At 63.3% G+C, this 22,811-nt stretch carries 19 protein-coding genes and 1 tRNA gene; 8 read left to right on the top strand and 12 right to left on the bottom strand.

Annotated elements, in window-relative coordinates; translation table 11 throughout:
- Window positions 1-134: 134 nt before the first annotated feature.
- The 3 genes from nosZ to trxB all read right to left on the bottom strand — a co-directional run bounded on the left by nosZ (window position 135) and on the right by trxB (window position 4,402).
- Window positions 135-2,078: a TAT-dependent nitrous-oxide reductase gene (gene nosZ, locus AC3QL2_RS01395; protein WP_493234278.1), complete on the bottom strand. Its 1,944-nt coding sequence runs from the start codon at window positions 2,076-2,078 to the stop codon at window positions 135-137.
- A gap of 289 nt (window positions 2,079-2,367) precedes the next feature.
- Window positions 2,368-3,369 (bottom strand): Smr/MutS family protein, encoded by a 1,002-nt coding sequence (locus AC3QL2_RS01390; RefSeq protein ID WP_493234277.1) that lies wholly within the window; start codon window positions 3,367-3,369, stop codon window positions 2,368-2,370.
- Window positions 3,370-3,442: 73 nt separating this feature from the next.
- Window positions 3,443-4,402, bottom strand: coding sequence for a thioredoxin-disulfide reductase (gene trxB, locus AC3QL2_RS01385; protein WP_493234276.1), 960 nt, complete (start codon window positions 4,400-4,402; stop codon window positions 3,443-3,445).
- A gap of 215 nt (window positions 4,403-4,617) precedes the next feature.
- Between trxB and AC3QL2_RS01380 the strand changes: the two genes are divergently transcribed.
- The 4 genes from AC3QL2_RS01380 (at window position 4,618) to AC3QL2_RS01365 (ending at window position 9,699) form a co-directional block, all read left to right on the top strand.
- Entirely contained in the window at window positions 4,618-5,289 is a 672-nt protein-coding gene (locus AC3QL2_RS01380) for a Crp/Fnr family transcriptional regulator (RefSeq protein WP_493234275.1), read from the top strand.
- 145 nt (window positions 5,290-5,434) lie between these two features.
- Window positions 5,435-7,726 (top strand): DNA translocase FtsK, encoded by a 2,292-nt coding sequence (locus tag AC3QL2_RS01375; RefSeq protein ID WP_493234274.1) that lies wholly within the window; start codon window positions 5,435-5,437, stop codon window positions 7,724-7,726.
- Window positions 7,726-8,355, top strand: coding sequence for an outer membrane lipoprotein chaperone LolA (gene lolA, locus AC3QL2_RS01370; protein ID WP_493234273.1), 630 nt, complete (start codon window positions 7,726-7,728; stop codon window positions 8,353-8,355). Before AC3QL2_RS01375 ends, lolA begins: the two co-directional genes overlap by 1 nt.
- A gap of 15 nt (window positions 8,356-8,370) precedes the next feature.
- The gene (locus AC3QL2_RS01365) at window positions 8,371-9,699 is read left to right on the top strand and encodes a replication-associated recombination protein A (protein ID WP_493234272.1); all 1,329 of its coding nucleotides are present in this window, start codon (window positions 8,371-8,373) and stop codon (window positions 9,697-9,699) included.
- Here AC3QL2_RS01365 and AC3QL2_RS01360 read toward each other — a convergent pair.
- Complete coding sequence (locus AC3QL2_RS01360; RefSeq protein ID WP_493234271.1) at window positions 9,696-9,959, bottom strand: hypothetical protein; 264 nt, start codon at window positions 9,957-9,959, stop codon at window positions 9,696-9,698. The two genes, AC3QL2_RS01365 and AC3QL2_RS01360, sit on opposite strands and share 4 nt — an antisense overlap.
- 269 nt (window positions 9,960-10,228) lie before the next feature.
- Between AC3QL2_RS01360 and serS the strand changes: the two genes are divergently transcribed.
- The 4 genes from serS (at window position 10,229) to AC3QL2_RS01340 (ending at window position 13,176) form a co-directional block, all read left to right on the top strand.
- Window positions 10,229-11,515 (top strand): serine--tRNA ligase, encoded by a 1,287-nt coding sequence (gene serS / locus AC3QL2_RS01355; RefSeq protein ID WP_493234270.1) that lies wholly within the window; start codon window positions 10,229-10,231, stop codon window positions 11,513-11,515.
- 97 nt (window positions 11,516-11,612) lie between these two features.
- Entirely contained in the window at window positions 11,613-11,978 is a 366-nt protein-coding gene (locus AC3QL2_RS01350) for a carboxymuconolactone decarboxylase family protein (protein ID WP_493234269.1), read from the top strand.
- A gap of 43 nt (window positions 11,979-12,021) precedes the next feature.
- Window positions 12,022-12,111 (top strand) — tRNA-Ser (locus tag AC3QL2_RS01345).
- A 144-nt stretch (window positions 12,112-12,255) separates the two neighbouring features.
- Window positions 12,256-13,176 carry a class I SAM-dependent methyltransferase gene (locus AC3QL2_RS01340; RefSeq protein WP_493234268.1) on the top strand — a complete coding sequence of 307 codons (921 nt, stop codon included), beginning with the start codon at window positions 12,256-12,258 and terminating at the stop codon, window positions 13,174-13,176.
- Window positions 13,177-13,232: 56 nt separating this feature from the next.
- On the opposite strand, the gene AC3QL2_RS01335 is transcribed toward AC3QL2_RS01340, so the two are convergent.
- From AC3QL2_RS01335 to AC3QL2_RS01300, 8 genes are all read right to left on the bottom strand, one after another.
- Complete coding sequence (locus AC3QL2_RS01335) at window positions 13,233-15,797, bottom strand: tetratricopeptide repeat protein (protein WP_493234267.1); 2,565 nt, start codon at window positions 15,795-15,797, stop codon at window positions 13,233-13,235.
- 54 nt (window positions 15,798-15,851) lie between these two features.
- The gene (locus AC3QL2_RS01330; RefSeq protein WP_493240329.1) at window positions 15,852-16,703 is read right to left on the bottom strand and encodes a type IV pilus modification PilV family protein; all 852 of its coding nucleotides are present in this window, start codon (window positions 16,701-16,703) and stop codon (window positions 15,852-15,854) included.
- 35 nt (window positions 16,704-16,738) lie between these two features.
- On the bottom strand, window positions 16,739-17,866 hold the full coding sequence (locus AC3QL2_RS01325) for a pilus assembly PilX family protein (protein ID WP_493234266.1): 1,128 nt from the start codon (window positions 17,864-17,866) through the stop codon (window positions 16,739-16,741).
- Between the two features lie 14 nt (window positions 17,867-17,880).
- Window positions 17,881-18,552 carry a PilW family protein gene (locus tag AC3QL2_RS01320; RefSeq protein ID WP_493234265.1) on the bottom strand — a complete coding sequence of 224 codons (672 nt, stop codon included), beginning with the start codon at window positions 18,550-18,552 and terminating at the stop codon, window positions 17,881-17,883.
- Entirely contained in the window at window positions 18,546-19,076 is a 531-nt protein-coding gene (locus AC3QL2_RS01315) for a GspH/FimT family pseudopilin (RefSeq protein ID WP_493234264.1), read from the bottom strand. The genes AC3QL2_RS01320 and AC3QL2_RS01315 overlap by 7 nt, the downstream gene beginning before the upstream one ends.
- Window positions 19,073-19,519 carry a type IV pilin protein gene (locus tag AC3QL2_RS01310; protein ID WP_493234263.1) on the bottom strand — a complete coding sequence of 149 codons (447 nt, stop codon included), beginning with the start codon at window positions 19,517-19,519 and terminating at the stop codon, window positions 19,073-19,075. The genes AC3QL2_RS01315 and AC3QL2_RS01310 overlap by 4 nt, the downstream gene beginning before the upstream one ends.
- Window positions 19,520-19,935: 416 nt before the next feature.
- Complete coding sequence (gene narL / locus AC3QL2_RS01305; protein WP_493234262.1) at window positions 19,936-20,589, bottom strand: two-component system response regulator NarL; 654 nt, start codon at window positions 20,587-20,589, stop codon at window positions 19,936-19,938.
- Window positions 20,586-22,469 carry a histidine kinase gene (locus tag AC3QL2_RS01300; RefSeq protein ID WP_493234261.1) on the bottom strand — a complete coding sequence of 628 codons (1,884 nt, stop codon included), beginning with the start codon at window positions 22,467-22,469 and terminating at the stop codon, window positions 20,586-20,588. The genes narL and AC3QL2_RS01300 overlap by 4 nt, the downstream gene beginning before the upstream one ends.
- Between the last annotated feature and the right edge of the window lie 342 nt (window positions 22,470-22,811).

Genomic DNA, 22,811 nt, shown 5'->3' with positions numbered 1-22,811 from the left:
CCTTAAGCTGAGTCAATTTGCCGCAGTACCTTGTCTGGCGTCGCCTTGCGTGCCGACCGCAGGCACAAAAAAAAGGGAGACGCGGACGTCTCCCCAAATTACTTCGTCGATAAGGAACGGGTTGCCGAACGGGCTTACTTCTCTACGATCATCCGGCTACGCATTTCGAGGTGCAAAGCGTGGCAGAAGTTCGTGCAATAACACCAATAAACGCCCGGCTTGTCGGCTTTGAAGGTGACGGACTTGGTTTCCTGCGGGTTCACGATGAAGTTGATGTCGTACTTCGGAATCGCGAAGCCGTGGGTCAAGTCTTCGACCTTGTCCAGGTTGGTGAGGATGATGGTGACCTCATCGCCCTTCTTGACGGTGAATTCCGGCAGGCTGAAGGCCGGTGCCTGGGACACCATCTTCACGGTGACCTTGTTGCCCTTGCGCTCGACGCCGGATTCCTTCGGGTCCTTGATCGCATTGGGGAAGTCGTCCAGGTTGTAGACCTGACGGGTCTTGATGAACTCACGCTTGACGATGATGGAGTCGTGCGGCTCGGAATACACCGCATGGTCGGCCACGACCTTCATCTTGTCGCCGCTGATGTCGATGAGCTGCGCGGTTTCGGGGTGCAGCGGGCCGACGGGCAGGAAGCGGTCCTTGGAGAACTTGTTGTCGGACAGGAAGTACTTGCCGTCCGGCGCCTTGGTTTCACCCATCGAGGTGAAGCCGTGGCCCGGCTGGTATTGCACGTCCACACGGTCGAGTACAACCTTGGCGTTCTTGTCGCCCTTGAAGGCCTGGATGGCCGCTTCCACGTTCCACTTCACGATCTGGCTGTCGAGGAACAGCGTGGTGTAGGCGTTGCCCTTGTTGTCGAAGCCGGTGTGCAGGGGGCCGAGGCCGATTTCCGGTTCACCGACGACGGTGTCGCGCGGATCCTTCAGGTCGCCATCGAACCACTTCAGCACCAGATCCAACTGGATCACGCTGGCGGTAGGGGACAGCTTGCCGGAGCATACGAAGTACTTGCCGTCCGGGCTGGCATTGACGCCGTGCGGGTTCTTCGGGATCGGTACGTAGCAGGTGAGGGCGGTTTTCGGGTCCGGGTTGGCGGCCTTCGTGCCGTCCACGACAGGAACCTTGGAGCTGCCGTAGGTCTTGGTCTTGCCGGCCTTGACCGCTTCCTCGATACGGGCGACGTTGAAGAACAGGCAGGCGTCGCGCTCGGAGGACATCATGTCCTGGTAGTGGGCGCCCATCTCGGTGTTGTACTGGTTGGTGGCGGCCAGCTTGCCGTCGTAGGAGGTAGCCACCAAGTCACAGTTGCCGTCGATCAGCACCTGCCAGCGCACTTCCATGGATTCGGCATCCACGCAGGTGAACAGGGAGTGGTACTTGGTCGGGTCGGTCATGTCGTTGCCGTCATTGGGCAACGGAATTGAGAACTCGGCGCCGCAGAACACGCGGGTGGTGTGATTGATCTTCTCGTCCACCGGATCGCGCTTGTCCGGGAAGGTGCCGTGGAAGCCCTGGATGTTCGGCAGCTCGATGATCTTGTCGGTTTCCATCGTATCCATGCGGATACGGGCCAGGCGGCTGTGGATCTTGTCGTTCACGAAGATGTACTTGCTGTCGTACATGCCGTCCGTGTAGGACTGGTGAACGTGGTGGGTGTCGCCGGTGTGGTACTTGAGGCTGCCGTCCGGCTTGGTGCCGATGATGGCCTTGGATTCGTTGGTGATGCCCCAGCCGACCAGGCAGTCCATGTTGAAGACCGGGATGCGCTTGAACAGGCGGCCGGAGGGCATGCCGTAGATGCGCACTTCGCCGGAGTGGCCGCCGCTGGAGAAGGAATAGTATTCGTCGAGCTGGCCGGGGGGCACTTCGTACTTGCCGTATTCACCGCCGGTGTGGGCGGCAGGCGCTGCAGCCGGCGTGCCGGCCGGGGCGGCGGCTTCCTGTTTGCAGGCGGACAGGCCGACGGACAGGCCGGCTCCAGCCAGGCCGGCGAGGGCGGCGGAGTTCAGGAACTTGCGGCGGGCCGGAACGGGGCTGGCGTCGTCGTGCTTGATGTCTTCGATACTCATTGTAGATGGTCTCCGTATGTCCCTAAGCTGAGTGCGAGCGGGCCGCGCGATGCGGGCTGCATTTCCAGACCAGGCGGGGAGGGGCGCCGATGATGGCGCTCTGCCCCTGCGGCAATCTGTCGCAGCGCACTGTAGGGGGGCGGACGCGGAAAAAAATTGACGGCGGGCAAGAATCGCCGAAGAGCACTGAAGAAAGCGCCAAAAAACGCCCGGAACTCTTTAAGAGTATTAGAACATACTGAAATAAAAGCGGAATTTCCCGGGGCGCGTCGGCCGCACCGGGGATGCATCAGCTGCGCGTGGCAGTCCCGGCTTGCAGCAGCACCAGCAGCGCGCCGTCGCCGCCGTCGTGGGGGCGGGCCTGGCAGAAGGCGAGGATGTCTTCGCGCTGGGCCAGCCAGCCGCGGGACAGGTGCTTGAGGACCGGCATGCGGCCCGGTGAGCCGTGGCCCTTGCCGTGGATCACGCGCAGGCAGCGGCGGCCCTGCAGCACGGCCTGGGCGATGAAATGGGCCAGCGCCGCGCGGGCTTCGTCGCGGGTCAGGCCGTGCAGGTCCAGTTCGCCCTGCACCACCCAGCGCCCGCGGCGCAGGTCGGTGAGGACCCGCCGCGGCAGGCCGACGCGCAGGTAGGCGGCTTCGTCACCCATGTCGAGGCGGTCCTCGAAGCTCAGCGGGGTTTCCAGTGCTTCGCGCAGGACTTCCCGCTCGTCTTCCTCGCGCTTGCGGGGCAGCGGGGCGGGCACCGGCTTGGCCACCGCGGCGAGGTTCTTGTCCTTCAGCGGGGCGACCTTGCCGGCGATGTGGCGGAACAGTTCGGCGGGGTCGTGCAGCGCGCGCTCGTCGACGGCCGCCTCCGGGGCTTCCCAGTCCTCGAGGGCGCTGACCTGGGGATTGGCCTGCTGGCGCTGGCCGCTCAGGTCGACGCGGTTGAAGTCCTTGATCGGCGCGATGTCGCCGAGGGCGGCGCGGAACACCGCGGAGGGATCGTTCTCGTCGACGTGCCGGGGCCTGCGCGGTGTTTCCGGCTCCGCTTCGATGACCTGGGGGCGGGGCCGCGGGACGGGCTTGGGCCTGGCGATCTCGGCCCGGTCCTGGCCGCGTATGGCCTGCAGCGTGCCGACCTGCTTGCGGAAGAAGGCCGCGTCGTCTTCGGGCGGAGGCTCCGTTGCCGCCGGGCGTGTCGGGGCTGCCGCCGGACGGGCGATGACCGTCTTCAGCGTGCTGTTCGGTACCTGCTGCCGGATCGCCCTGAGGGCATCGAGTCCGGCGGGGCGCTTGTCCTTGGCCATGATGGTGAAAAGCGGGGGTCCAAATGGAAACGGACCGGGTTGCCCCGGTCCGTTCTGGGGCGTACAGGCGGTTTTAGCCCGCCAGGCCCAGGCCGTCCAGGTAGCGCTCGGCGTCGAGCGCGGCCATGCAGCCGGTGCCGGCGCTGGTGACCGCCTGGCGGTAGATGTGGTCCTGCACGTCGCCTGCGGCGAACACGCCCGGCACGCTGGTGGCGGTGGCGTTGCCCTCGCGGCCGCCCTTGGTGACGATGTAGCCGTTCTCCATCTCCAACTGGCCTTCGAAGATGTCGGTGTTGGGTTTGTGGCCGATGGCGATGAACACGCCCTTCAGCTCGACATCACGGGTTTCGCCGGTCTTGACGCTCTTGACGCGCATGCCGGTAACACCAGTCTTGTCGCCCAGCACTTCGTCCAGCGTGGAGTCGAGGGCCAGTTCGATCTTGCCGGCGGCGACCTTCTCATGAACCTTGTCCACGAGGATGCGCTCGGCCTTGAACTTGTCGCGGCGATGCACGAGGGTGACCTTGCTGGCGATGTTGGCCAGGTACAGGGCTTCCTCGACGGCGGTATTGCCGCCGCCGACCACGGCGACTTCCTGGTTGCGGTAGAAGAAGCCGTCACAGGTGGCGCAGGCCGACACGCCCTTGCCGGAGAAGGCCTCTTCGGACGGCAGGCCCAGGTACTGGGCGCTGGCGCCGGTGGCGATGATCAGCGCGTCACAGGTGTATTCGCCCGCATCGCCGACCAGGCGGATCGGCTTTTCCGTCAGGTGGGTGGTGTGGATGTGGTCGAAGATCATCTCGGTGTTGAAGCGCAGTGCATGCTTCTCAAAGCGGGCCATCAGCTCCGGGCCCTGGACGCCATCCGCGTCGGCGGGCCAGTTATCCACTTCAGTGGTGGTCATCAGCTGGCCGCCCTGAGCGATGCCGGTGATCAGCACCGGGTTCAGGTTGGCGCGGGCTGCATAGACTGCGGCACTGTAGCCGGCGGGGCCGGAGCCGAGGATCAGGAGCTTGATGTGTCGGGTAGCCATCTTCGTGGGTCTTTCTTGTCTGTGAGGCGAGGAAGACCAATTATAAAGCGCGAGGTTCCCGCTCGCGTCGGGATTTATGGACGTGCTGGTGGTGTTTGGCATCACGGCCGAGCGTGATATGACGTCAGTTTGATTTATACTTAATTGCAGCAGTTGAACGACAATTTAGTCACGTCGCCGAAAAATTAGTTAGCGTCCCGCCGAGGAGAGGCTTTATGACCGTCACCAGCTCCGTGTCCACCATTGCCCTGCGGACCTTCCCGATCTTCCAGGGCCTGAGCGACGACCGGCTGGCAACCGTGGCACGCGTGGCGATGATGCGGCGCGTACCGCGAGGTGCCGCGGTGGTTCATGAGGGCGACCGTACCGATTTCGTGTACTTCGTATTGACCGGCAACCTGAAGGTGATGGTCAGCGACGAGGACGGCCGCGAAGTGATCCTGACCATCCTTGGGCAAGGGGAAATGTTCGGTGAAATGGGCGTGCTGGACGACAGCCCCCGTTCCGCGTCGGTCGTGGCCGTGGCCCCGTCCGACCTGGTCACGATCGCCAAATCCGATTTCAAGCGCCTGATGCAGGAGAACTTCGAGCTTTCCTGGCACGTCATGTGCAATCTCACCCGCCGTCTGCGCGACGCCGACCGCAAGATCGAGAGCCTGGCGCTGATGGACGTCTATGGCCGCGTGGCGCGCCTGCTCCTCGAGATGTCGGAGGAGATCGATGGCGTGAAGGTGGTGAAGAAGAAGATCTCCAAGCAGGACATCGCCAAGATGATCGGTGCCTCCCGCGAGATGGTCAGCCGGGTCATGAAGGACCTGGGGCTGCGTGGCCTGATCGAGGAAACCGACGGTGGCGTGATCCTGAGAGAGAAGATCTACGACTTGTGACTGGTCAGGAAATCCTTCCTTACGTATTCGCAAACGTACGGGGAAGGGACGACCAGAGACCCTGGTTTATAATCGAAGCGCGGTGAAGAGCCGCGCTTTTGCTTTTTTGGTATCCGCTTCCGCCGCGCCCGATCCTCGCCGAACCATGTCTGAACTTCCCTCCACCCGCCCGCTTCCGCTGCCCGAAAAGATCGCCAGCCTGCTGCAGGAAGCCCGCTGGCTGTTCCTCGGCGTGCTGGCCCTGTATTTCTCGATGATCCTGTTCGGCTATTCCAAGGCCGATCCGGGCTGGTCCCACGCCGTGCAGGTCGAGCGCGTCAGCAACCCGGGCGGTAGGTTCGGCGCGTGGTTGTCGGACCTGCTGCTCTACCTGTTCGGTGTGTCCGCCTGGTGGTGGGTAGCCTTCCTGGGGTTCGGCCTGGCGATCGGCTTCCGGCGCCTGAAGCTGGTGTTCGGGGCCGATCGGCGCTCCCTGTTCATCGTCGTCGTCGGTTTCCTGATGGTGTTGATCGCCAGCAGCGGACTGGAAGCGATGCGCTTTCATTCGATGAAGGCCAGCCTGCCGCTCGAGCCAGGTGGGGTGATCGGTATCGAATTCGGCAACCTGGTGCTGCAATACTTGGGCTTTACCGGCGGAACCCTGCTGCTGCTCGGTGCTATCGCCGGTGGCCTGAGCCTGTTTTCCGGAGTGAGCTGGGTCGAGGCTTCCGAGCTGCTCGGCACTGGTCTGGAGCGGCTGTGGATCTTCGCCACCAACGGCTTCCAGACTTGGGAGGACCGCCGCGTCGGCCGCGAGGTGGCGCAGAAGCGCGAGGAAGTGGTCGAGATCAAGCGCAAGAAGGAGGAGGTCGAGCCGCCGCCGCCGGTGCGCATCGAGCCGGCTGTCGTCAAGGTCGAGAAGTCGGAGCGGGTCGAGAAGGAGCGTCAGCCGCACCTGTTCACCGAATTGCCGGGTGGTGCGCTGCCGCCGCTATCCTTGCTCGATGAGCCGTCCCACGACGTCGAGCCGCCTTCCGTCGAGACGCTGGAATTCACGTCCCGCCTGATTGAGCGCAAGCTGGCCGATTTCGGCGTCGAGGTGAAGGTGCTGGCGGCCTATCCGGGCCCGGTGATCACCCGCTTCGAGATCGAGCCGGCGGTTGGCGTGAAGGGCAGCCAGGTCGTCAACCTGGCCAAGGATCTGGCACGGGCGCTGTCGCTGGTCAGCATCCGCGTCGTCGAGACGGTGCCGGGCAAGGCCTGCATGGCGCTGGAGTTGCCCAATCCCAAGCGCCAAACCGTGCGCCTGTCGGAGATTCTCGGGTCCCGCGCCTACCATGACATGACTTCGCCGCTGACCGTGGCGCTGGGCAAGGACATCAGCGGTCAGCCGATGGTGGCGGACATCGCCAAGACGCCGCACCTGCTGGTGGCGGGCACCACCGGCTCCGGCAAGTCGGTGGGCATCAACGCGATGATCCTGTCGCTGCTCTACAAGTCCGAGCCGACTGACGTGCGCCTGATCCTCGTCGATCCGAAGATGCTCGAACTGTCGATCTACGAGGGCATTCCGCATCTGCTGGCGCCTGTCGTCACCGACATGAAGCACGCCGCCAACGCGCTCAACTGGTGCGTGGCGGAGATGGAGAAGCGCTACAAGCTGATGTCGGCGCTCGGCGTGCGCAACCTGGCCGGCTACAACAAGGCGGTGGCCGAGGCCGTGAAGGCCGGCGCGCCGCTGAAGAACCCGTTCTCGATCACACCGGACAGCCCCGAGCCCCTCGAAAAGCTGCCCTACATCGTCGTGGTCATCGACGAGCTGGCCGACTTGATGATGGTGGTCGGCAAGAAGATCGAAGAACTGATCGCCCGCCTAGCGCAGAAGGCCCGGGCGGCAGGTATCCACCTGATCCTCGCTACCCAGCGTCCCAGCGTGGACGTGATCACAGGCCTGATCAAGGCCAACATCCCGACCCGCATGGCCTTCCAGGTGTCCAGCAAGATCGACTCCCGCACCATCCTCGACCAGATGGGGGCGGAAAGCCTGCTGGGCATGGGCGACATGCTCTACCTGGCGCCGGGCACTGGCCTGCCGACCCGCGCCCACGGTGCTTTCGTCGCGGATGACGAAGTCCATAAGGTCGTCGAATTCCTCAAGACCACGGGGGCGCCGGACTACATCGAGGGCGTGCTGACGCCGTCCGAAGAGGAGGGCGGCGATCTGCTCGGCGGTGGTGAAGGTGGGGAGGGCAGCGAGGCCGATCCGCTCTACGACCAAGCTGTCGAGATCGTCGTCAAGACCCGTCGGCCGTCGATTTCCCTGGTCCAGCGCCACCTGCGCATTGGTTACAACCGCGCGGCACGCCTGATCGAACAGATGGAGCGCTCCGGCCTGGTTACGCCGATGGGCTCCAACGGCAACCGCGAAGTGGTTGCTCCAGCCCGCGAAGGAGAATGATGATCCGCCGCCGTACCCACACCCTGCGTGCCCTCGGGCTTGCGTTGTTCATTGCTGCCGGTTCAGCCCACGCCGATGCGCTGGCTCAGTTGAAGCAGTTCATGGAAGGCACCCGCAGCGCGAAGGGCAGTTTCACCCAGCAGGTCATGTCCAAGTCCGGCCGCAAGCCCCAACAGGCCGCCGGCACGTTCGCCTTCGCACGCCCCGGCAAATTTCGCTGGACCTACGAGAAGCCTTACGCCCAATTGCTGGTGGGGGATGGCAGCAAGCTGTGGGCCTACGACCAGGAGCTCAACCAGGTCACCACCAAGAAGCTCGGCCAGGCCCTTGGTACGACGCCGGCGGCGATCCTGGCCGGCGACAACTCCCTCGACAAGAACTTCGTGCTGAAGGATGCCGGCAGCGCCGACGGCCTGGAATGGGTCGAGGCGACGCCGAAGGCCAGCGACAGCAGCTTCGAGCGCATCCGCATGGGCTTTGCCGGTGGGCAGCTGAAGGCGATGATCCTCAACGACAACTTCGGCCAGACCACGTCGCTGAACTTCGGCCACATGGAGCGCAATCCGACGCTGGATGCCGGGCTGTTCCGCTTTGTGCCGCCGAAGGGCGCCGATCTGGTCGGCGAGTGAGCCCACACATTCTTCATGGCTGATCTTTTCGACGCCCTCGATCCGCCGCGCCTGCCGCTGGCTGAGGCCATGCGCCCCAAGATGATCACCGAGGTCATCGGCCAGAAGCACCTGCTCGGGCCGGGCAAGCCGCTGGCGCTGGCCTTCCAGTCCGGCAAGCCGCATTCGATGATCCTGTGGGGCCCGCCGGGCGTCGGCAAAACGACGCTGGCGCGCCTGATGGCGAAGTCCTTCGACGCGGAGTTCACGGCGCTGTCGGCGGTCTTCTCGGGGGTGAAGGACATCCGCGAGGCGATCGCCCAGGCCGAGGTGGCGCGGACCCGCGGGCGCCACACCATCCTGTTCGTGGACGAGGTGCATCGTTTCAACAAGGCCCAGCAGGATGCCTTCCTGCCCTACGTGGAGCAGGGGCTCGTCACCTTGGTCGGGGCGACCACCGAGAATCCGTCCTTCGAGGTGAATTCGGCGCTGCTGTCACGGGCGGCGGTGTATGTGCTGCAGCCTCTGGCCGCCGACGAGCTGGCTGATCTCTTCGAGCGGGCCCGGGCCTTCGCGTGCGCGGAGCTGGCTTTCGAGGACGATGCGCGGGATCGTCTGACCGGTTTTGCCGACGGTGACGCTCGACGCATGCTCAACCTGCTCGAGCAGGTGCACACCGCCGCGACAACGGCCGGCATCAATCCGGTCACGCCGGCCTTCATCGATGAAGCCCTGTCGCGGAACCTGCGCCGTTTCGACAAGGGCGGCGAAGCCTTCTACGATCAGATCTCGGCGCTGCACAAGTCGGTGCGCGGCTCCGATCCGGATGCTGCTCTGTACTGGCTGTGCCGCATGCTCGACGGCGGCGCCGAGCCGCTCTACATGGGGCGGCGCCTGGTGCGCATGGCCATCGAGGACATCGGCCTGGCCGACCCACGGGCTCTGGAAATCTGCCTGAACGCCTGCTCCACGTATGAACGCCTCGGCTCGCCGGAAGGCGAACTGGCGCTGGCCCAGGCGGCAGTTTTCCTGGCCTGTGCGGCCAAATCGAACGCGGTGTACAAGGCGTATAATGCGGCGCGCAAATTTGTCGCCGATGATGTGTCGCGTCCGGTGCCAATCCACCTGCGCAATGCGCCCACCAAGCTCATGAAGGAGCTGGGTTACGGCAAGGCCTACCGCTACGCCCACGACGAACCGGGCGCCTATGCGGCGGGGGAGAGCTACTTTCCGGAGGGGATGGCGAAGCCGGGCTGGTACGTGCCGGTCGAGCGGGGCATGGAGGCGAAGATCGCCGAAAAACTGGCCCGCCTGCGCGAACTGGATCGGGACTATGAAGCCCGCGCAGGCGACGATGGTGCTTAGTGCTGGATGGGATGGCTGGCAATGAAACGGTCGCGGGCTGCACGGAAACGCTGTGCCCGGCTGCGATCGCCGCTTTCCTCAGCTTCATCCACCAGCTCACGCATGAACTGGGTCAGCATCAGCGTTCCCTCGCGGGTCTGGACCAGCCCACAAGCGATCTGGGCGGCTGCCACTTCGGGAATGTCATGGTGTTCGGCGATGATGGCAACGTCTTCGTCGGTCAGGTCGCAGTAATCCAGGCAGTCACGGATGGACAACATTGGTGTGTCTCCTTCAATGGATTTGGTCGCATGAAAACAGCGCCGTCTACGGACGCCTTTTCTTTAATTGTGACCGGTGAGCTTGTTAAATCAAGAAGACTTTGGCTCGAAACGAGCTATTAACTTCTTGATTTCTATTGTGTCTGGTATCTCGGGCAGCGAAGAACATGATGTTGCACTGCAATATAACTGAAAACTGGAGGTTGTGTTCGGCATTTTCCGGATCCGCCTTCCAGGCCTGCTAGCTTCTGATTTGAATAGGGATTCCCATGCTTGATGTGCAATTGCTGCGTACCCGCCTGGACTTTGTTGCAGAGCGTTTGGCTACGCGTGGAACGACGCTCGATGTGGCCGCCTTCCAGGCCCTCGAAGATGAGCGCAAGGAGCGCCAGACGCGCACCCAGGAGCTCCAGGCCCGTCGCAACACCCTGTCCAAGCAGGTCGGCCAGCTGAAGGGCAAGGGCGAGGACGCCTCTGCGGTGCTGGCCGAGGTGGCGGGCATCGGTGACGAGCTGAAGGCCAACGAAGCAGCCCTTGCCGAACTGCTGGAGCGCTTCAACGCCTTCATCGCCGGCTTGCCGAACCTGCCCCACGAGAGCGTGCCGGTGGGCCGTTCCGAAGAGGACAACGTGGAGATGAGCCGCTGGGGCACGGTGCCGAGCTTCGACTTCGAAGTGCGTGACCACGTGGACATCGGCACCCGCCTGGGCGGGCTGGATTTCGAAACCGCGGTGAAGATCTCCGGCGCCCGCTTCACGCTGATGAAGGGCGGCCTGGCGCGTCTGCACCGGGCGCTGGCCCAGTTCATGGTGGACACCCATTCCGGCGAGCACGGCTACACTGAGTTGTACGCGCCCTATCTGGTCAACGCGGACAGCATGTACGGCACCGGCCAGTTGCCCAAGTTCGAGGAAGAGCTGTTCTCGGTGCCGAAGGCCGACGGCAGCAAGTTCTACCTGATCCCGACCGCCGAAGTGCCGGTGACCAACATCGTCCGCGACGAGATCGTGCCGGCCGATGCGCTGCCGATGAAGTTCGTCTGCCACACGCCATGCTTCCGTTCCGAAGCTGGCAGCTACGGCCGGGACACCCGCGGCATGATCCGCCAGCACCAGTTCGACAAGGTGGAGCTCGTCCGCATCGAGAAGCCCGAAAATGCCTGGGCCGCGCTGGAGGAGCTGACCGGCCACGCCGAGGCGATCCTGCAGAAGCTCGAGCTGCCGTACCGCAAGATCGTGCTGTGCACCGGCGACATGGGCTTCGGTTCGGCCAAGACCTACGACCTCGAAGTGTGGCTGCCGGCGCAGAACACCTACCGCGAGATCTCGTCCTGCTCCTGCTTCGAGAGCTTCCAGGCCCGCCGCATGCAGGCCCGCTTCAAGAACGCACAAGGCAAGAACGAGACGCTGGCAACCCTCAACGGCTCTGGTCTGGCAGTTGGTCGCACGCTGGTGGCGATCCTCGAGAACTATCAGCAGGCTGATGGCTCGGTACGTATCCCGACCGCGCTGCAGCCCTATATGGGCGGTCTGACCGTGCTGCAGGCTGCGCTGTAAGGCAAAAGCCGGGCGGGTATACGCCCGCCCGGTTTCCAGGGGAAGGCATATCCAATATATTAGAATTTATTAATATTCTGAATATTGGAGGCTCTCCATGAGTAGCAAATCCTTCACTCAAATTACCGGCGACCTTTCCAAAGGACTCGCTACGCTTCGTTCCGAAATCCCGGAAACCATGAGTGCCTTCAATATGTTGGCAAAGGAGTCGATGAAAGCGGGGGCGTTGAGTGCGCTGCAGAAGGAGCTCATTGCGCTGGCGATCGGTGTGACGGCGCGCTGTGACGGCTGCATTGGCTTCCATGTCAAGGCACTCATCCGCCTGGGGGTAACCCGGGAGCAGTTCATGGAAACGTTAGCTATCTGCACTTATATGGGCGGCGGACCGAACCTGATGTATGCGGCAGAGGCGGTGCGTGCTTACGAAGAATTTACCGCAGGGCAAACAAAAGTCGCCGAATAACTGGCTTTTTCTTCGAAGTGCTATATAATTGCTGACTTCGAGCGGAAAGGTGGCAGAGTGGTCGAATGCGCCGGACTCGAAATCCGGTATACGGTTCTCCGTATCGAGGGTTCGAATCCCTCCCTTTCCGCCATGGTTCAAGCAAAAAGCCCTGATTTTCAGGGCTTTTTGCTTTTCTACGGACGCCTCGTGGGCAAGCGTCGGATTTGTGCGTGTTTGCGCACGACGGGCGTTGTTGCCCCCAAATCGTGCCTTCTTCACGTTTCAGGTTTCTCCTATGCAAGCACTGCTCGATGCCATCGCCGAAGCCACCATGCCCGCGGATGCCGGACGTGTGTTTCACGGGCGAGGCGGGCTGTTTCCCGGCTGTGAGCACTGGACACTGGATGTCTATCCGCCGGTGTGGGTGCTGACCAGTTTCCTGCCCGCAAGCGATGAGGAGTTGGGCTGCGTCCACGAAGCACTGTCCCGTCGCTGGGCGCAGCTCCAGCCGGAGCAGCCGCTGAACTGGGTTTATCAATACCGCTTCGAGGCCCGGGCCGAGACGCGGCTGATGGCGGGGAGTGTTCCGGAGCCGCACGTGGTCGAGGAAGGTGGGGCGCGTTTCCGGGTGCATCTGCTCAAGGGGCTCAACCACGGCTTCTTTCTGGACATGGCCGAGGGGCGGCGCTGGGTTCGCGAGCACATCGCGGCCCGTCCCGGAATCAAGGTGCTCAACCTGTTCGCCTATACCTGCGCCTTCTCCGTGGTGGCTTTACAGGCCGGGGCACGGGAAGTGACCAACGTGGACATGAGCGACGGGGCCCTTGCCATCGGTAAGCGCAATCACCTGCTCAATGGCCTGGTGGACGGGGCGCGTTTCCTGCCGCACGACATCTTCAGTTCATGGGGCAAGATCACGCGCGGCGGTCCGTACGATCTGATCATCCTGGATCCGCCCAGCTATCAGAAGGGCAGCTTCGTCGCGGAGAAGGACTACATCCGGCTGATGCGGCGCCTGCCGGACCTGCTGGCGCCGGGCGGGCAGGCCTTGCTGTGCCTGAATTCACCAAAGCTGGGGGTGGCCTTCCTGCAGGAGCGGATGCAGGAAATCGCGCCGCAGTTATGCTTTGAGGAGCGGCTGGCCAATCCGGCCGCGTTTGCCGATGTTTCCAGCGATCGTGCGCTGAAGGTGCTGGTCTACCGCGCACCGGGCTGATGGCAGTTGGCTTTCCGGCGCGTGTGGGGCATGAAGGACGCGCTTTTTCTCAGGCGTTACTGCGGACTGGATGTGAGTTTCCGACTCCATTCATTGTTCGGAAACTCCCGTTTCAGGCGCTCTTTGGCTTCGCGTGCTTGGGTTGGGTGGCCGTCTTCCTGCATGAGTTGGGCGTAAGTGAACAGGCTTTCGGGAACCCAGAACCCGGAGCCGCTTCCGAAGAGCTCCCGGTAAGCGGAGCAGGCTTGCGCGCGCTTGCCGGCCCCCTCGAAGGCCTTGGCCGCCCAGAATAGCGCTTCTTCCCGGGCGGGAGGTGCCCGGCGGTGTTGCCGGGCGTCGAGGAAAAGAACGGCAGCGTCGTCGAAGTGTTCTGCCCGCATCGCGCTCCATGCCTTTGCATAGATTCGATCCGGCGCGCTTGCGTAGAGCCAGCATGCAGCCACTGCCATGATGAGAAGAGCAGTTGCATGGTATCCCCAGCGAGGATGGTTGCCGTCCGTCGGGATTTCATTCCGTTTGAGTCGGTGTGCCAGGCATGCCATTGCGAGGCAGCCCAACAGGGCCAGGCAACTTGCCCATGCGCCCCAGTGGCCGATCGTCGTTGTGCCGAAAACCAGGCGGACGGACGTTTCCTCCGGTACGACGAGCAGGAAACCTGGCGCTGCCAGGTGGAGGCTGCCTTTCGTTTCCAGTTGCCAGCGAGGGTGGTAGCTGATCTTGATAAGGTGAGCCTGGCCTGGGGCCGACGTTGTAAAGGACAGCCGATCCCGTGCAAATTGCAGCTCGCTGATTTGCACAGGCTGTTGATGGCGTTTGATGGCAGCACTTAGCTCTGGATCGGGTGCATCGATATAAACCGGCCACTCTGCTTCCAGTCTTGCACGGGACTTGAACCAGGCGTGACTATCCTGCATCCATCCTTGGCGGGGCTTCAAAACCCACGGGTGGGCTGTGCCGTCCACCAGCCGCGCGTCGATGGACTTCGGGCGTAGCAGCAGGAAGGGCGGGCTGTCGGCTACCTGTTCGAACAGTCCGCTGCCGAGCAAGCTGTGCTTGGCCTCGGTGCTTCGGAGCAGAACCTGGGTCGCTTGCAGCATCCCCATGTGGATGACTGCCATTGCAGGATCGAGCTGCCCGCTTGGAAAGCGGGACAGCGGAGATGAGGGGTGGGCGGATACTTCCGACTGCAACTGGTATACCGCCGGGCCGAGGACGGCGGACTCCATGTAAAGACCTTCGAGCACCGGGCGGCCTCCGAGAAGCATCGGAAGCGCCTCCAGGCTGCGGGTGGAGCCAAGATCGAGATTGGCTGGATCGTGCTCGAACAACAGTCGGGGAGAGTCCGGCGAGCCCGCCATGGCAGGAAGCAATCGGGCGAGAGCCTGCCACCCGGGCTTGTTCGCGTTGCCGCTGAAATTCCAAAGGGCCCACTCAGGTGCCTGCTGTGTCCGCGGGGCCAGCCACGTTACCAGGCCTGCAAGCAGGGCTGCTCCGATGAGTGCATGCACCCGGGGCGGCGTCCGGCTGGCCGCGACGGTGCCGATCGACCAGCCGGCGGCGATGGCGCCGAAGAGCCAGGCCATGGGCAGGAAGCGGATGTCGAGCAGCCCGATGCGGTCGGCAAGCATCCACAGGACGATGATGAGGGCTGTCAGTTGCAGGAAATACAGGATGGAGTGGGGCTGTTGTGACGGAAGGAAGCGTGCCTCCCTGAGCATTAGCGGAAGGCTCAGCACTCCGCCGGTGAGGATCGGCCACAGCGCTTCGGGAAGCAGTGCCTCCCAGCGGTCGGTGGTACTGCTGCCGTCATTGGGAATGGTGAACCCGTGCATCTCCAGAAGAGGCCATAGCCAGCCGCCCAGCAACAGGAAGGCCAGGGCGTGCCCTTTAAGTAGCGTCCGGGCGGCGGTGCCGCGTTGTGGCGCATCGATCAGCAGCAGCCAGCTCCCGAAGCCGCAGACCAGGAGCGGATAGCCGTGACCCAGCGCGGTAAGGGCCTCCAGGATGCCGGCCAGGATCCAGCCGTATGCGGTGCCGCGTATCGCCCGAACCCAGGCGGCCAGTGTGAGGACGGCCAGCAGCAGGCCCCAGCTGTAGGCAAACTCGCCGGCGAGCAGGCTCAAAAGGTTGCCGCCCCAGATTGAGTTCTGCTCGTGAGCGAGAAAGGACAGGGCGCCCAGCGCCCCGCAGAAGGCGGCGAGCGCGCTGAGGCGCAGAACATGCCGGGATACCGAGAAGACGGTGCCGGGCAGCAGGAGGGCCGGCAGGACGATGGCCCATTTCAGGCCGGAAGCCAGGCCGATCACTTTGCCCAGCAGGCTTGCCACCACGAAGGGCAGCGGAAAGTAATAGGCATGCAGCGGATAGCCGCCGAAGACTTCCGGTAGCCAGGTGGTGAGCTGTCCGCGCGGCAGCGCCTCTCGATCGAACAGCCACGCGTAGAGGACGTGGGAGGCCATGTCCCCCCCGGTCGGCAATTCGGGGCCGGTCACCAGATCGAGGCGTAGCAAGGGAGCAAGCAGGCCGGCAAACAGCAGGGCGACCAGCACATCCACCAAAAGCGAACCCGGCCGTGGCCGGGTTTGGGGGGCAGGCAACAGGCTGTCGGGGAGAGTCACCATGGACGACACATCGCATGCAGTGCCTCCGCCGGTGTCCGGCAGAGGCCTGTGTTACTACATATTGACGGTGACTGAGCCGCAGTTGGCGGAGGTCTGCTGTTGGGCGCCGTTGTTTTCGGTGAGGGTAATGGTCGTACCCCGTCCGGCAGTGACTATACAACTATAGGTCTTTTGACCCGCGGAGCACGTGCCGCTGGGGCTGCTGCTCACGGTGTCCCAGTTCTTCTGGGTTGTACCCGAGATGGTCGTCTGGCACTGGGTGGTGGTGGTTGTCGTACTGGTCGTTGTCGTCGTCGTGGCGATGGGGACCGTAGTCGTCGTCGTGGTACTGCTGGTCGTGGTGCTGCTCGTCGTGGACGATGTGGTGGATGTACTGGTGGTGCTGCTGGACGTGGATGTGGATGTCGTTGACGAGGTGCTGCTGGTCGTGGTTGTGGGTACCGTAGTCGTCGTCGTGCCGATCAGCTGGCCGGTGTTGATCGGGGCGTTGGCGGCGATGTTGGTGCTCAGGGTGTAGGTCTGCCGGGTGCCGCCGTTGTCCGTCCAGACCATGCTGACCGCAACGGTGGTGTATTGAGGCGCGCTGGTGCCGGTGTGGGGAGTGATGGTCCAACTGCGGGTAAACGTCGCGCTGGTGCCCGTCACGCTATCGTTGCCCGTCGCCATGTTGCTGTATGTGGCAATACCGGGAGTGGAGCTGGATATCAAAGAATAGGAGCGTAGCGTCTCGATCTTCTGCTGGGCGTACATCGTGGCTTCGGTCCGCTGCTTGGACAGGGTATTGTCCTGCATCAGTGTGCCCTGGAACTTGGCCAGCGCGAGCAGGCCCGTGGCAAGCACCACGAGTGCCACGAGCACTTCAAGGAGGGTGAAGCCGCGCGGCGCGGGGGCGATGTGTGTCTTCATGATCCGCTGCCTTGTCCGGAAGGTTGAGCCCTTGCTCAGAAATCGCGCCACGATCCGCTCACGCGGGAGATGACGGGCGATACGTTGTAATTCACTGGATTATCCGCCGCGGCATTGAAATTGATCACGGTATTGGCAGTGAATTTCGTGATCGCGCTATCGGATACTACCGAACCGTAGATGGTCGTGTTGCCCCAGCCCGTCATGTCCAGGCCGCTGTTGCAATAGACGATCCCGTACAGGACCATGTTTCCGTTGAGCTTGGGGCAGTCGCTGCCGGGGGGGTTGTCGAAGATGACGATCACCGGCGAGGTGGCCGAACCGGTGGAGCCGGCCGGCGGGTTCCACACAGTGCCGACCGTATTCACGACGTAATCGTAATAGTAGATGGGGCCGCCGATCGCGCCGTTCGCCTGATTTTGGGCGGCTTGCAGCATACTCCCCTTGTCGGTACCAAAGACCTGCTGCCATGCTGTGCCGGCGAAACCGTTGGTCACGGTCTGCCCGGTCACGTCGAAGTGGCCGGGGTCGATGCAACTGCCGATTGGCCCCGTTGACGAGATGATCGCGTTGGACACCGCGTTCTGGGCATTGATCTCCGGGGTGCCCGTGACGTTGTTGATGCAGCCATTCACGACGACAGGGGGAACATTGGGTGAGGTAAATGTCAGGGCATTTACGTTGACGATCTGCCTGACTGTCGCGGTCGCGTCGCCGGTGGCCACCGAGACGATCTCGACCAGCAGCGGCGAGGCGCTGTTGCGCCAGAGGGTTATCGTTGCTGTATAGCCGCCAAAGGACTGGGCCGCGATTGAGGCGGTGTTTTTCTGGTCGTAGGGCGGATGAGTCGTCGTGTCAGCTACCCACGCGGCCCCGGTGGCGCCCACTGCTACCGTGTAAGGGCAGGTCGTCGGGTCCGCGTTGCAGTTGGGATTGCCCTTGGTGCCCAGCCACGCAATCGCATATTCGAGGCCGCCCTCGGCCGCTTCGAAAGCCTGGCTGTAGCGATAATGGTTGGCCGAGGTCACTTGCTCGAAGATCGCATTCCGGTTGGCGAACAGCGTTGCCAGTGTGATCAGGACCAGAGCGACGAGCGAGACGAAGAGGGTTGCCACGCCACGCTGGCGCCGCGGGGATGCACTGGGATGATGGGGGCGGTTCATGGACGTCATGCCTCTCAGTTCGGGCTGAACAAGTCGTTCCCGAGCCTGATCGTTTCCTTCAGCGTTTGCTGGATCGTGCTATCGGTGGCGCATTGCGCCGTCAGGGTGATGGTCACGTAGCGGACCTTGATGTTCGGGCCGGTGGTGGCTCCGTACGTCGTATAGACGGGGGCAGAGTCGGTTTCCGCAAACGTCAGGCCGGTGATATTCAGGTTCGACGTGTTGGTGAGGGCGGTCCAGCCCGGAGTGCTGTTGCAACTGCTGGTGTTTGTGCCGCTGTTGAGCATCTGGATGCCGGTGCCGCTCAGCTTGAAGCCGAAGTACTCGCCGGAGTCCAGCGTGCTGTTGTTATTCTTGTCGTAGCGGTAGAGGATGCAGTTGGCGGTGCCCGTATCCACGTTTGAGAAGGGGTTCGAGTAGGTGGTGCCGTAGCCGACGCCGGACAGCGCACCCGTGGTGTAGCTCGTGCTGCCCCAGTACCCGGAGCGCCGGAGGTCGCGGATCATCAACGTCATGGCCGCGCGCATTTCCTGGTTGAACTGGATGGTCTTGACCGAGCTGGTGTTATTGACCAGCGTGCCGCTCATGAACGTGGTGAGCCCGAGCATCAGCAGCACGCCGATGCTCAGGGAGACCATGAGTTCGGTCAGCGAGAGGCCCCGCTGGCCAGCGGCAGATTTCAGCATGATGGATATCCTGCGGAGCTTGAGCCGCTGGGCGTGCAGATCGAGACCAGGCCCAGCAGACTGAGGCCAACCTGGGCCTGGGTGCCGGCGGTGGACTGGAAGACCACGTTGCCGGCCTGGGACACCAGCCCTTGCAGCGGGTCGATGGACGGGTCGGCCGAGAAGGCGCTGGACGCCATCGTCACGCCGGTGTTGGTCTGGGCATTGACCAGCTTCAGGGAACAGTAGTTGGCATCGGTGCTGGCTTTCGTACAGTCGCAGCTGCTGCCCAGTTTCATGCCGTAGCACCAGTTGGTGCCGGTCGTGAAGTTCACGAATACGGTGCCGTTATTGCGGAGCGCTTCCATGCGTGCGGCCTGGAGGTCGCCGAACAGCGCATCCGCTGCGCCACGTAGCCGGTAACGGTCGAAGAAGGTGCTGAACGACGGTACGGCAATGCTCGCAATGATCGAAATGATGGCGATCACCACCATCATTTCGATGAGGGTGAAACCGGATTGGCGGCGCAGAAGAAGGTTTTTCATTTTGCCCAACATGTCTGGCTCGGCCCGTAGTACAGGCCGGGTTGGCCCGTGACGGTGGCGCCGTAGTAGGTGGGTGACAGCGCGCCATTAACGGTGACCGTCATGGCTGTGCAGCCGGTGTCGGATGCCTGCGATGTCCCGCTGGCCGCCGTGGCGGTGGCGACGTAGCCGGTGCCGGTCGCGCTGGCTACGCCCAGGGAGTAGTAAGCCTGGTCAGAGGTGTTGGCAACGCCGATGTTGGCGAGGCTGTCGTAGCTGGTGTGGTTGGCACGCCACTTTTCCTCGGCGAGCTGGATGCGGCTCAGCGCGACGATTGCGTCGGCACGGCGGCTCTTGCGGATATAGCTCTGGTAAGAGGGGATGGCGACCGATGCCAGGATGCCGAGTATGGCCACGGCAATGAGCAGTTCGAGCAGCGTGAATCCGGAGAGGCGCGATTTCATTTTGTATGGACTGGAAGCGTTATTTGTTCGGCTTATTTCGGATGAATGCTTGCTTTCCGAATTTCCATTGGTATCCGTGGTTTATCGGATGAGGCGAATTTTCTGCCGGTGCCGGATTGGTTGCTTTTCGCTGCGGATGTTTGCAGGATCTGTCACCGGATACCCCATGTGCATGAATTGAAAGCGCTTTTCCGATTTCTATAGCGGCACCCCGGAACAGTTCTTTAATGCCGGGAGGCCGTGTTTCGTGTGCATGGCACAAAATGTTTCACAATTTTTCCGCCTCCATGTCCGGGATGGGAACTCACGGCACATTCGGGCATGCAGCGCCTATGTCCTTGGGCTGCGTATCCATTCTGGCGGGAGTGGAATGGCAGGGGGTGGTCTTATTTCTCACTCCGGCGCAAGCAGTTTTTTCAGGGTCGCAGATTCTGGTCGATGGCCCATACCGCGGCCTCCAGGCGGGAGCGGAATTTCAGCTTTTTCAGCAGGTTCTTGATGTGTACCTTGACGGTACCTTCGGCGATGTTGAGGTCGCGGGCGATCAGCTTGTTGGACAGCCCGCTGGCCAGGCAGCCGAGGATGTCCTTCTCCCTTTCGGTCAGCGGCGCGATGCTGCGTTCGGCGGCCTGGGCTTCTTCCCGCAGGGAGCGGGCGAGCAGGCCGTTGAGGCTGGGGCTGATGACGATGCGGCCGCGCTGGGCCTCGACGATCTGGGAGAGGAGTTCCTCCGGCTCCATGTCCTTCAGCAGGTAGCCGTCGGCTCCGGCGCGTATGGCGGCCACCAGGTCGTCGGCAGCATCCGACACGGTGAGGATCAGGATGCGCGCGGCGAGGTCGGCGTCGCGCAGGGCCCTGAGGGTTTCGATGCCGTTCATGCCCTTCATGTTGAGGTCGAGCAGGATCAGGTCGGGTTCGAGGGCCTTGGCCAGTTCGAGGCCCTCTTCGCCGCTCGACGCTTCGCCGATGAGGTGGAGCTCGTTGTTGAGGGCGATCAGCTGGGAGACGCCTTTGCGGAACAGGGGGTGGTCGTCGATGATGATGACGGAGCTGAGGGCGGGGGCGGTCATGGCTGCGTTCCTTGGCTGGGCGCCGGGTTTTCGTTGATGGGGATGGTGGCGGGAAAGCGGAGTTCGACACGGGTGCCGCCGTCGTTGCGGGGGCTGATCCCGAGTTCTCCGCCGAGGCTCTGGGCGCGGTCACGCATGATCACCAGGCCGTAGCGATGCAGAGGCAGTGCCTGCGGATCGAAGCCGACGCCGTCGTCGTCGATGCTGACGCGCAGGAGACCGTCGTCCGCATGTTCCAGGCGGATGTGGACATGGGCGGCGTGGGCGTGACGCTCGATGTTGGAGAGCGCCTCGCGGATGATCTGCAGCACGTGGATCTCCCGGCTCGGTGGCAGGGCGATGCCGCCGAGCCGGTTGTCGAGCACGGGCGTGAGGCCGGTGCGCCGGTGGAAGTCACGCACCGCATCGTCGATGGCAGCTGGCAGGCCGCGGCCGTCGATGCGCAGGCGGAAGGTGGTAAGCAGTTCGCGCAGCTGCCGGTAAGCCTCGCTGAGGCCGTCGCGCAGTTCGCGCACGACTTCATTGACGGGTTCGGGCGTCGGGCTGCGGCCGAGCATGGTCTGCAGGCGCGTGACCTGGATCTTCAGGTAGGACAGGGATTGGGCGAGGGAGTCGTGCAGTTCGCGGGCGATCACCGAGCGTTCGTCCAGTAGTGCCAGGCGGTGCTGTTCCTCGTTGCGCTGGCTGGTGGCGAGGGCGGCGCCCACGTGGCGGCCCACCGTTTCCAGCAGTTCGAGCTGCCATGGTGCGAGGGCTTGGCCGGCCGGTGGGGCCAGCAGCATGGCGCCGTGGCTGAGGGTGCCGTCGAAGAAGGGGACCGAGATCAGTAGCGCGTGCCCCGCCACGTCTTCATGGGTGCGGACCTGCCCGTCAGCCTCGCTTCCCGCAGCCTGGATCAGGGCTTCCAGCATGGCCGGGGCTGTTGTGCCATCGGTCGGCACTATGTCCGTGTAGTCGGCCTTCTTCAGGCACAGGGCAACGGCCCGGATGCCGATCACTGCATCGACTTCCTGCAGCACCTGCAGCAGGGTCTCCCGGGTTGCGGTCTTCTCGGACAGGGCGCGGGTGGTGCGATACAGCAGGCGCAGGGACTGGTTGCTGAGGGCCAGTTCCTCGGTCTTTTCCTGCACGCGGTTTTCCAGCTGCGCGTAGAGCTGGGAAAGATCCTCCACCATGTAGTTGAAGGCTTCGCCGAGTTGGCCCAGTTCGTCGGGCTGCCGCGGCGGCACGCGCACGCCGAAATCCCCGCGGCGGACGATGCGCGCCGAGCTCAGCAGATGGCCGAGCGGCTGCACGACGTGCCGCTTCAACTGGAAGACCGCACTGGCGCCGACGATCAGCAGCAGGATCAGGGAGATGCCCTGCACGATGCGCAGCAGTTGCAGCTTGGCTTCCAGACCCTCTTCGACGAGGGCGACCAGGTGGTCGAGCTGTTCGACGAGGTCTTCGGTGGCTGACCGTACTTCCTGTTCGCTGGCCATGCCCGTCGCGGAGCGCTCGGCCACCGGGCGGAAGCGCTGCTGCCAGGTATCGCCGACCGTGACGTAGGCGCGCCGCAAGCGGTCATCGGGGCGAAGCGGGACCGCGTGGGTCAGGTCGGCGCTGCGGTAGCGGATGTCGAACTCGGCAAGGGCGGCGGCAAGGCGTGCCGGGTCGTCGCGGCGCCCGGCCGCTGCGCCGATGATGTAGGACTGCATGCGCAGCGAGCCGGCCAGATTGATCGCCCGTGCCTCGCCGGACGACAGTTCGGCGACGGTGATCGAGGCGAGGATCGACACGGCGGCGAGGCTGGCGATGGCTGCAATCCAGATGCCGAGGCGGCGGACGACGGACGGCGTGTTCAGCGGGTCGGGGCCTGTGGCGGAACGGGCGCGGTTCAAATTGGTGACTCCTGGCGGGGCGGCAGTCGCGATTGTGCGTCCGGGAGGCCCTTGGACGCGACTGCCGGCTGGGCGGGGGGTATGGAAAATGGTAGTAGAAAAGGAGGGGGCGAGGCTTTCCCGCGAAACTGCCCGGATTTCCCGGCGTGGGGATCAAATTTCAAAAAAAACAATGGCGTGGTGACTTGTTTTGTCTATTTTTCCATTACCTCTTTGGGGGTAATTTACGCATTTGTGCTGAATCGGCAACTCTGATCTAAATCAAACTTCTGGCCGGGTGGGACTTCTAGACTGCGTTCCATATCAACAGGGCGCAATCATTTTTCCGATGGCCCGACATGA

The organism is Zoogloea sp. GW822-FHT05C07 (assembly GCF_058800215.1).
This window is presented reverse-complemented; position numbering and strand designations above follow the sequence as displayed.

What these genes read in the sequence shown, in the direction of transcription:
- serS (WP_493234270.1), top strand. Translation starts at nt 10,229, where the DNA reads ATGCTTGATGTGCAATTGCTGCGTACCCGCCTGGACTTTGTTGCAGAG.
- AC3QL2_RS01325 (WP_493234266.1), bottom strand. Translation starts at nt 17,866, where the DNA reads ATGAACCGCCCCCATCATCCCAGTGCATCCCCGCGGCGCCAGCGTGGC.
- AC3QL2_RS01315 (WP_493234264.1), bottom strand. Translation starts at nt 19,076, where the DNA reads ATGAAAAACCTTCTTCTGCGCCGCCAATCCGGTTTCACCCTCATCGAA.
- AC3QL2_RS01340 (WP_493234268.1), top strand. Translation starts at nt 12,256, where the DNA reads ATGCAAGCACTGCTCGATGCCATCGCCGAAGCCACCATGCCCGCGGAT.
- AC3QL2_RS01350 (WP_493234269.1), top strand. Translation starts at nt 11,613, where the DNA reads ATGAGTAGCAAATCCTTCACTCAAATTACCGGCGACCTTTCCAAAGGA.
- AC3QL2_RS01330 (WP_493240329.1), bottom strand. Translation starts at nt 16,703, where the DNA reads ATGAAGACACACATCGCCCCCGCGCCGCGCGGCTTCACCCTCCTTGAA.
- AC3QL2_RS01320 (WP_493234265.1), bottom strand. Translation starts at nt 18,552, where the DNA reads ATGCTGAAATCTGCCGCTGGCCAGCGGGGCCTCTCGCTGACCGAACTC.
- AC3QL2_RS01380 (WP_493234275.1), top strand. Translation starts at nt 4,618, where the DNA reads ATGACCGTCACCAGCTCCGTGTCCACCATTGCCCTGCGGACCTTCCCG.
- AC3QL2_RS01390 (WP_493234277.1), bottom strand. Translation starts at nt 3,369, where the DNA reads ATGGCCAAGGACAAGCGCCCCGCCGGACTCGATGCCCTCAGGGCGATC.
- AC3QL2_RS01335 (WP_493234267.1), bottom strand. Translation starts at nt 15,797, where the DNA reads ATGGTGACTCTCCCCGACAGCCTGTTGCCTGCCCCCCAAACCCGGCCA.
- AC3QL2_RS01365 (WP_493234272.1), top strand. Translation starts at nt 8,371, where the DNA reads ATGGCTGATCTTTTCGACGCCCTCGATCCGCCGCGCCTGCCGCTGGCT.
- AC3QL2_RS01375 (WP_493234274.1), top strand. Translation starts at nt 5,435, where the DNA reads ATGTCTGAACTTCCCTCCACCCGCCCGCTTCCGCTGCCCGAAAAGATC.
- narL (WP_493234262.1), bottom strand. Translation starts at nt 20,589, where the DNA reads ATGACCGCCCCCGCCCTCAGCTCCGTCATCATCATCGACGACCACCCC.
- nosZ (WP_493234278.1), bottom strand. Translation starts at nt 2,078, where the DNA reads ATGAGTATCGAAGACATCAAGCACGACGACGCCAGCCCCGTTCCGGCC.
- AC3QL2_RS01360 (WP_493234271.1), bottom strand. Translation starts at nt 9,959, where the DNA reads ATGTTGTCCATCCGTGACTGCCTGGATTACTGCGACCTGACCGACGAA.
- trxB (WP_493234276.1), bottom strand. Translation starts at nt 4,402, where the DNA reads ATGGCTACCCGACACATCAAGCTCCTGATCCTCGGCTCCGGCCCCGCC.
- lolA (WP_493234273.1), top strand. Translation starts at nt 7,726, where the DNA reads ATGATCCGCCGCCGTACCCACACCCTGCGTGCCCTCGGGCTTGCGTTG.
- AC3QL2_RS01310 (WP_493234263.1), bottom strand. Translation starts at nt 19,519, where the DNA reads ATGAAATCGCGCCTCTCCGGATTCACGCTGCTCGAACTGCTCATTGCC.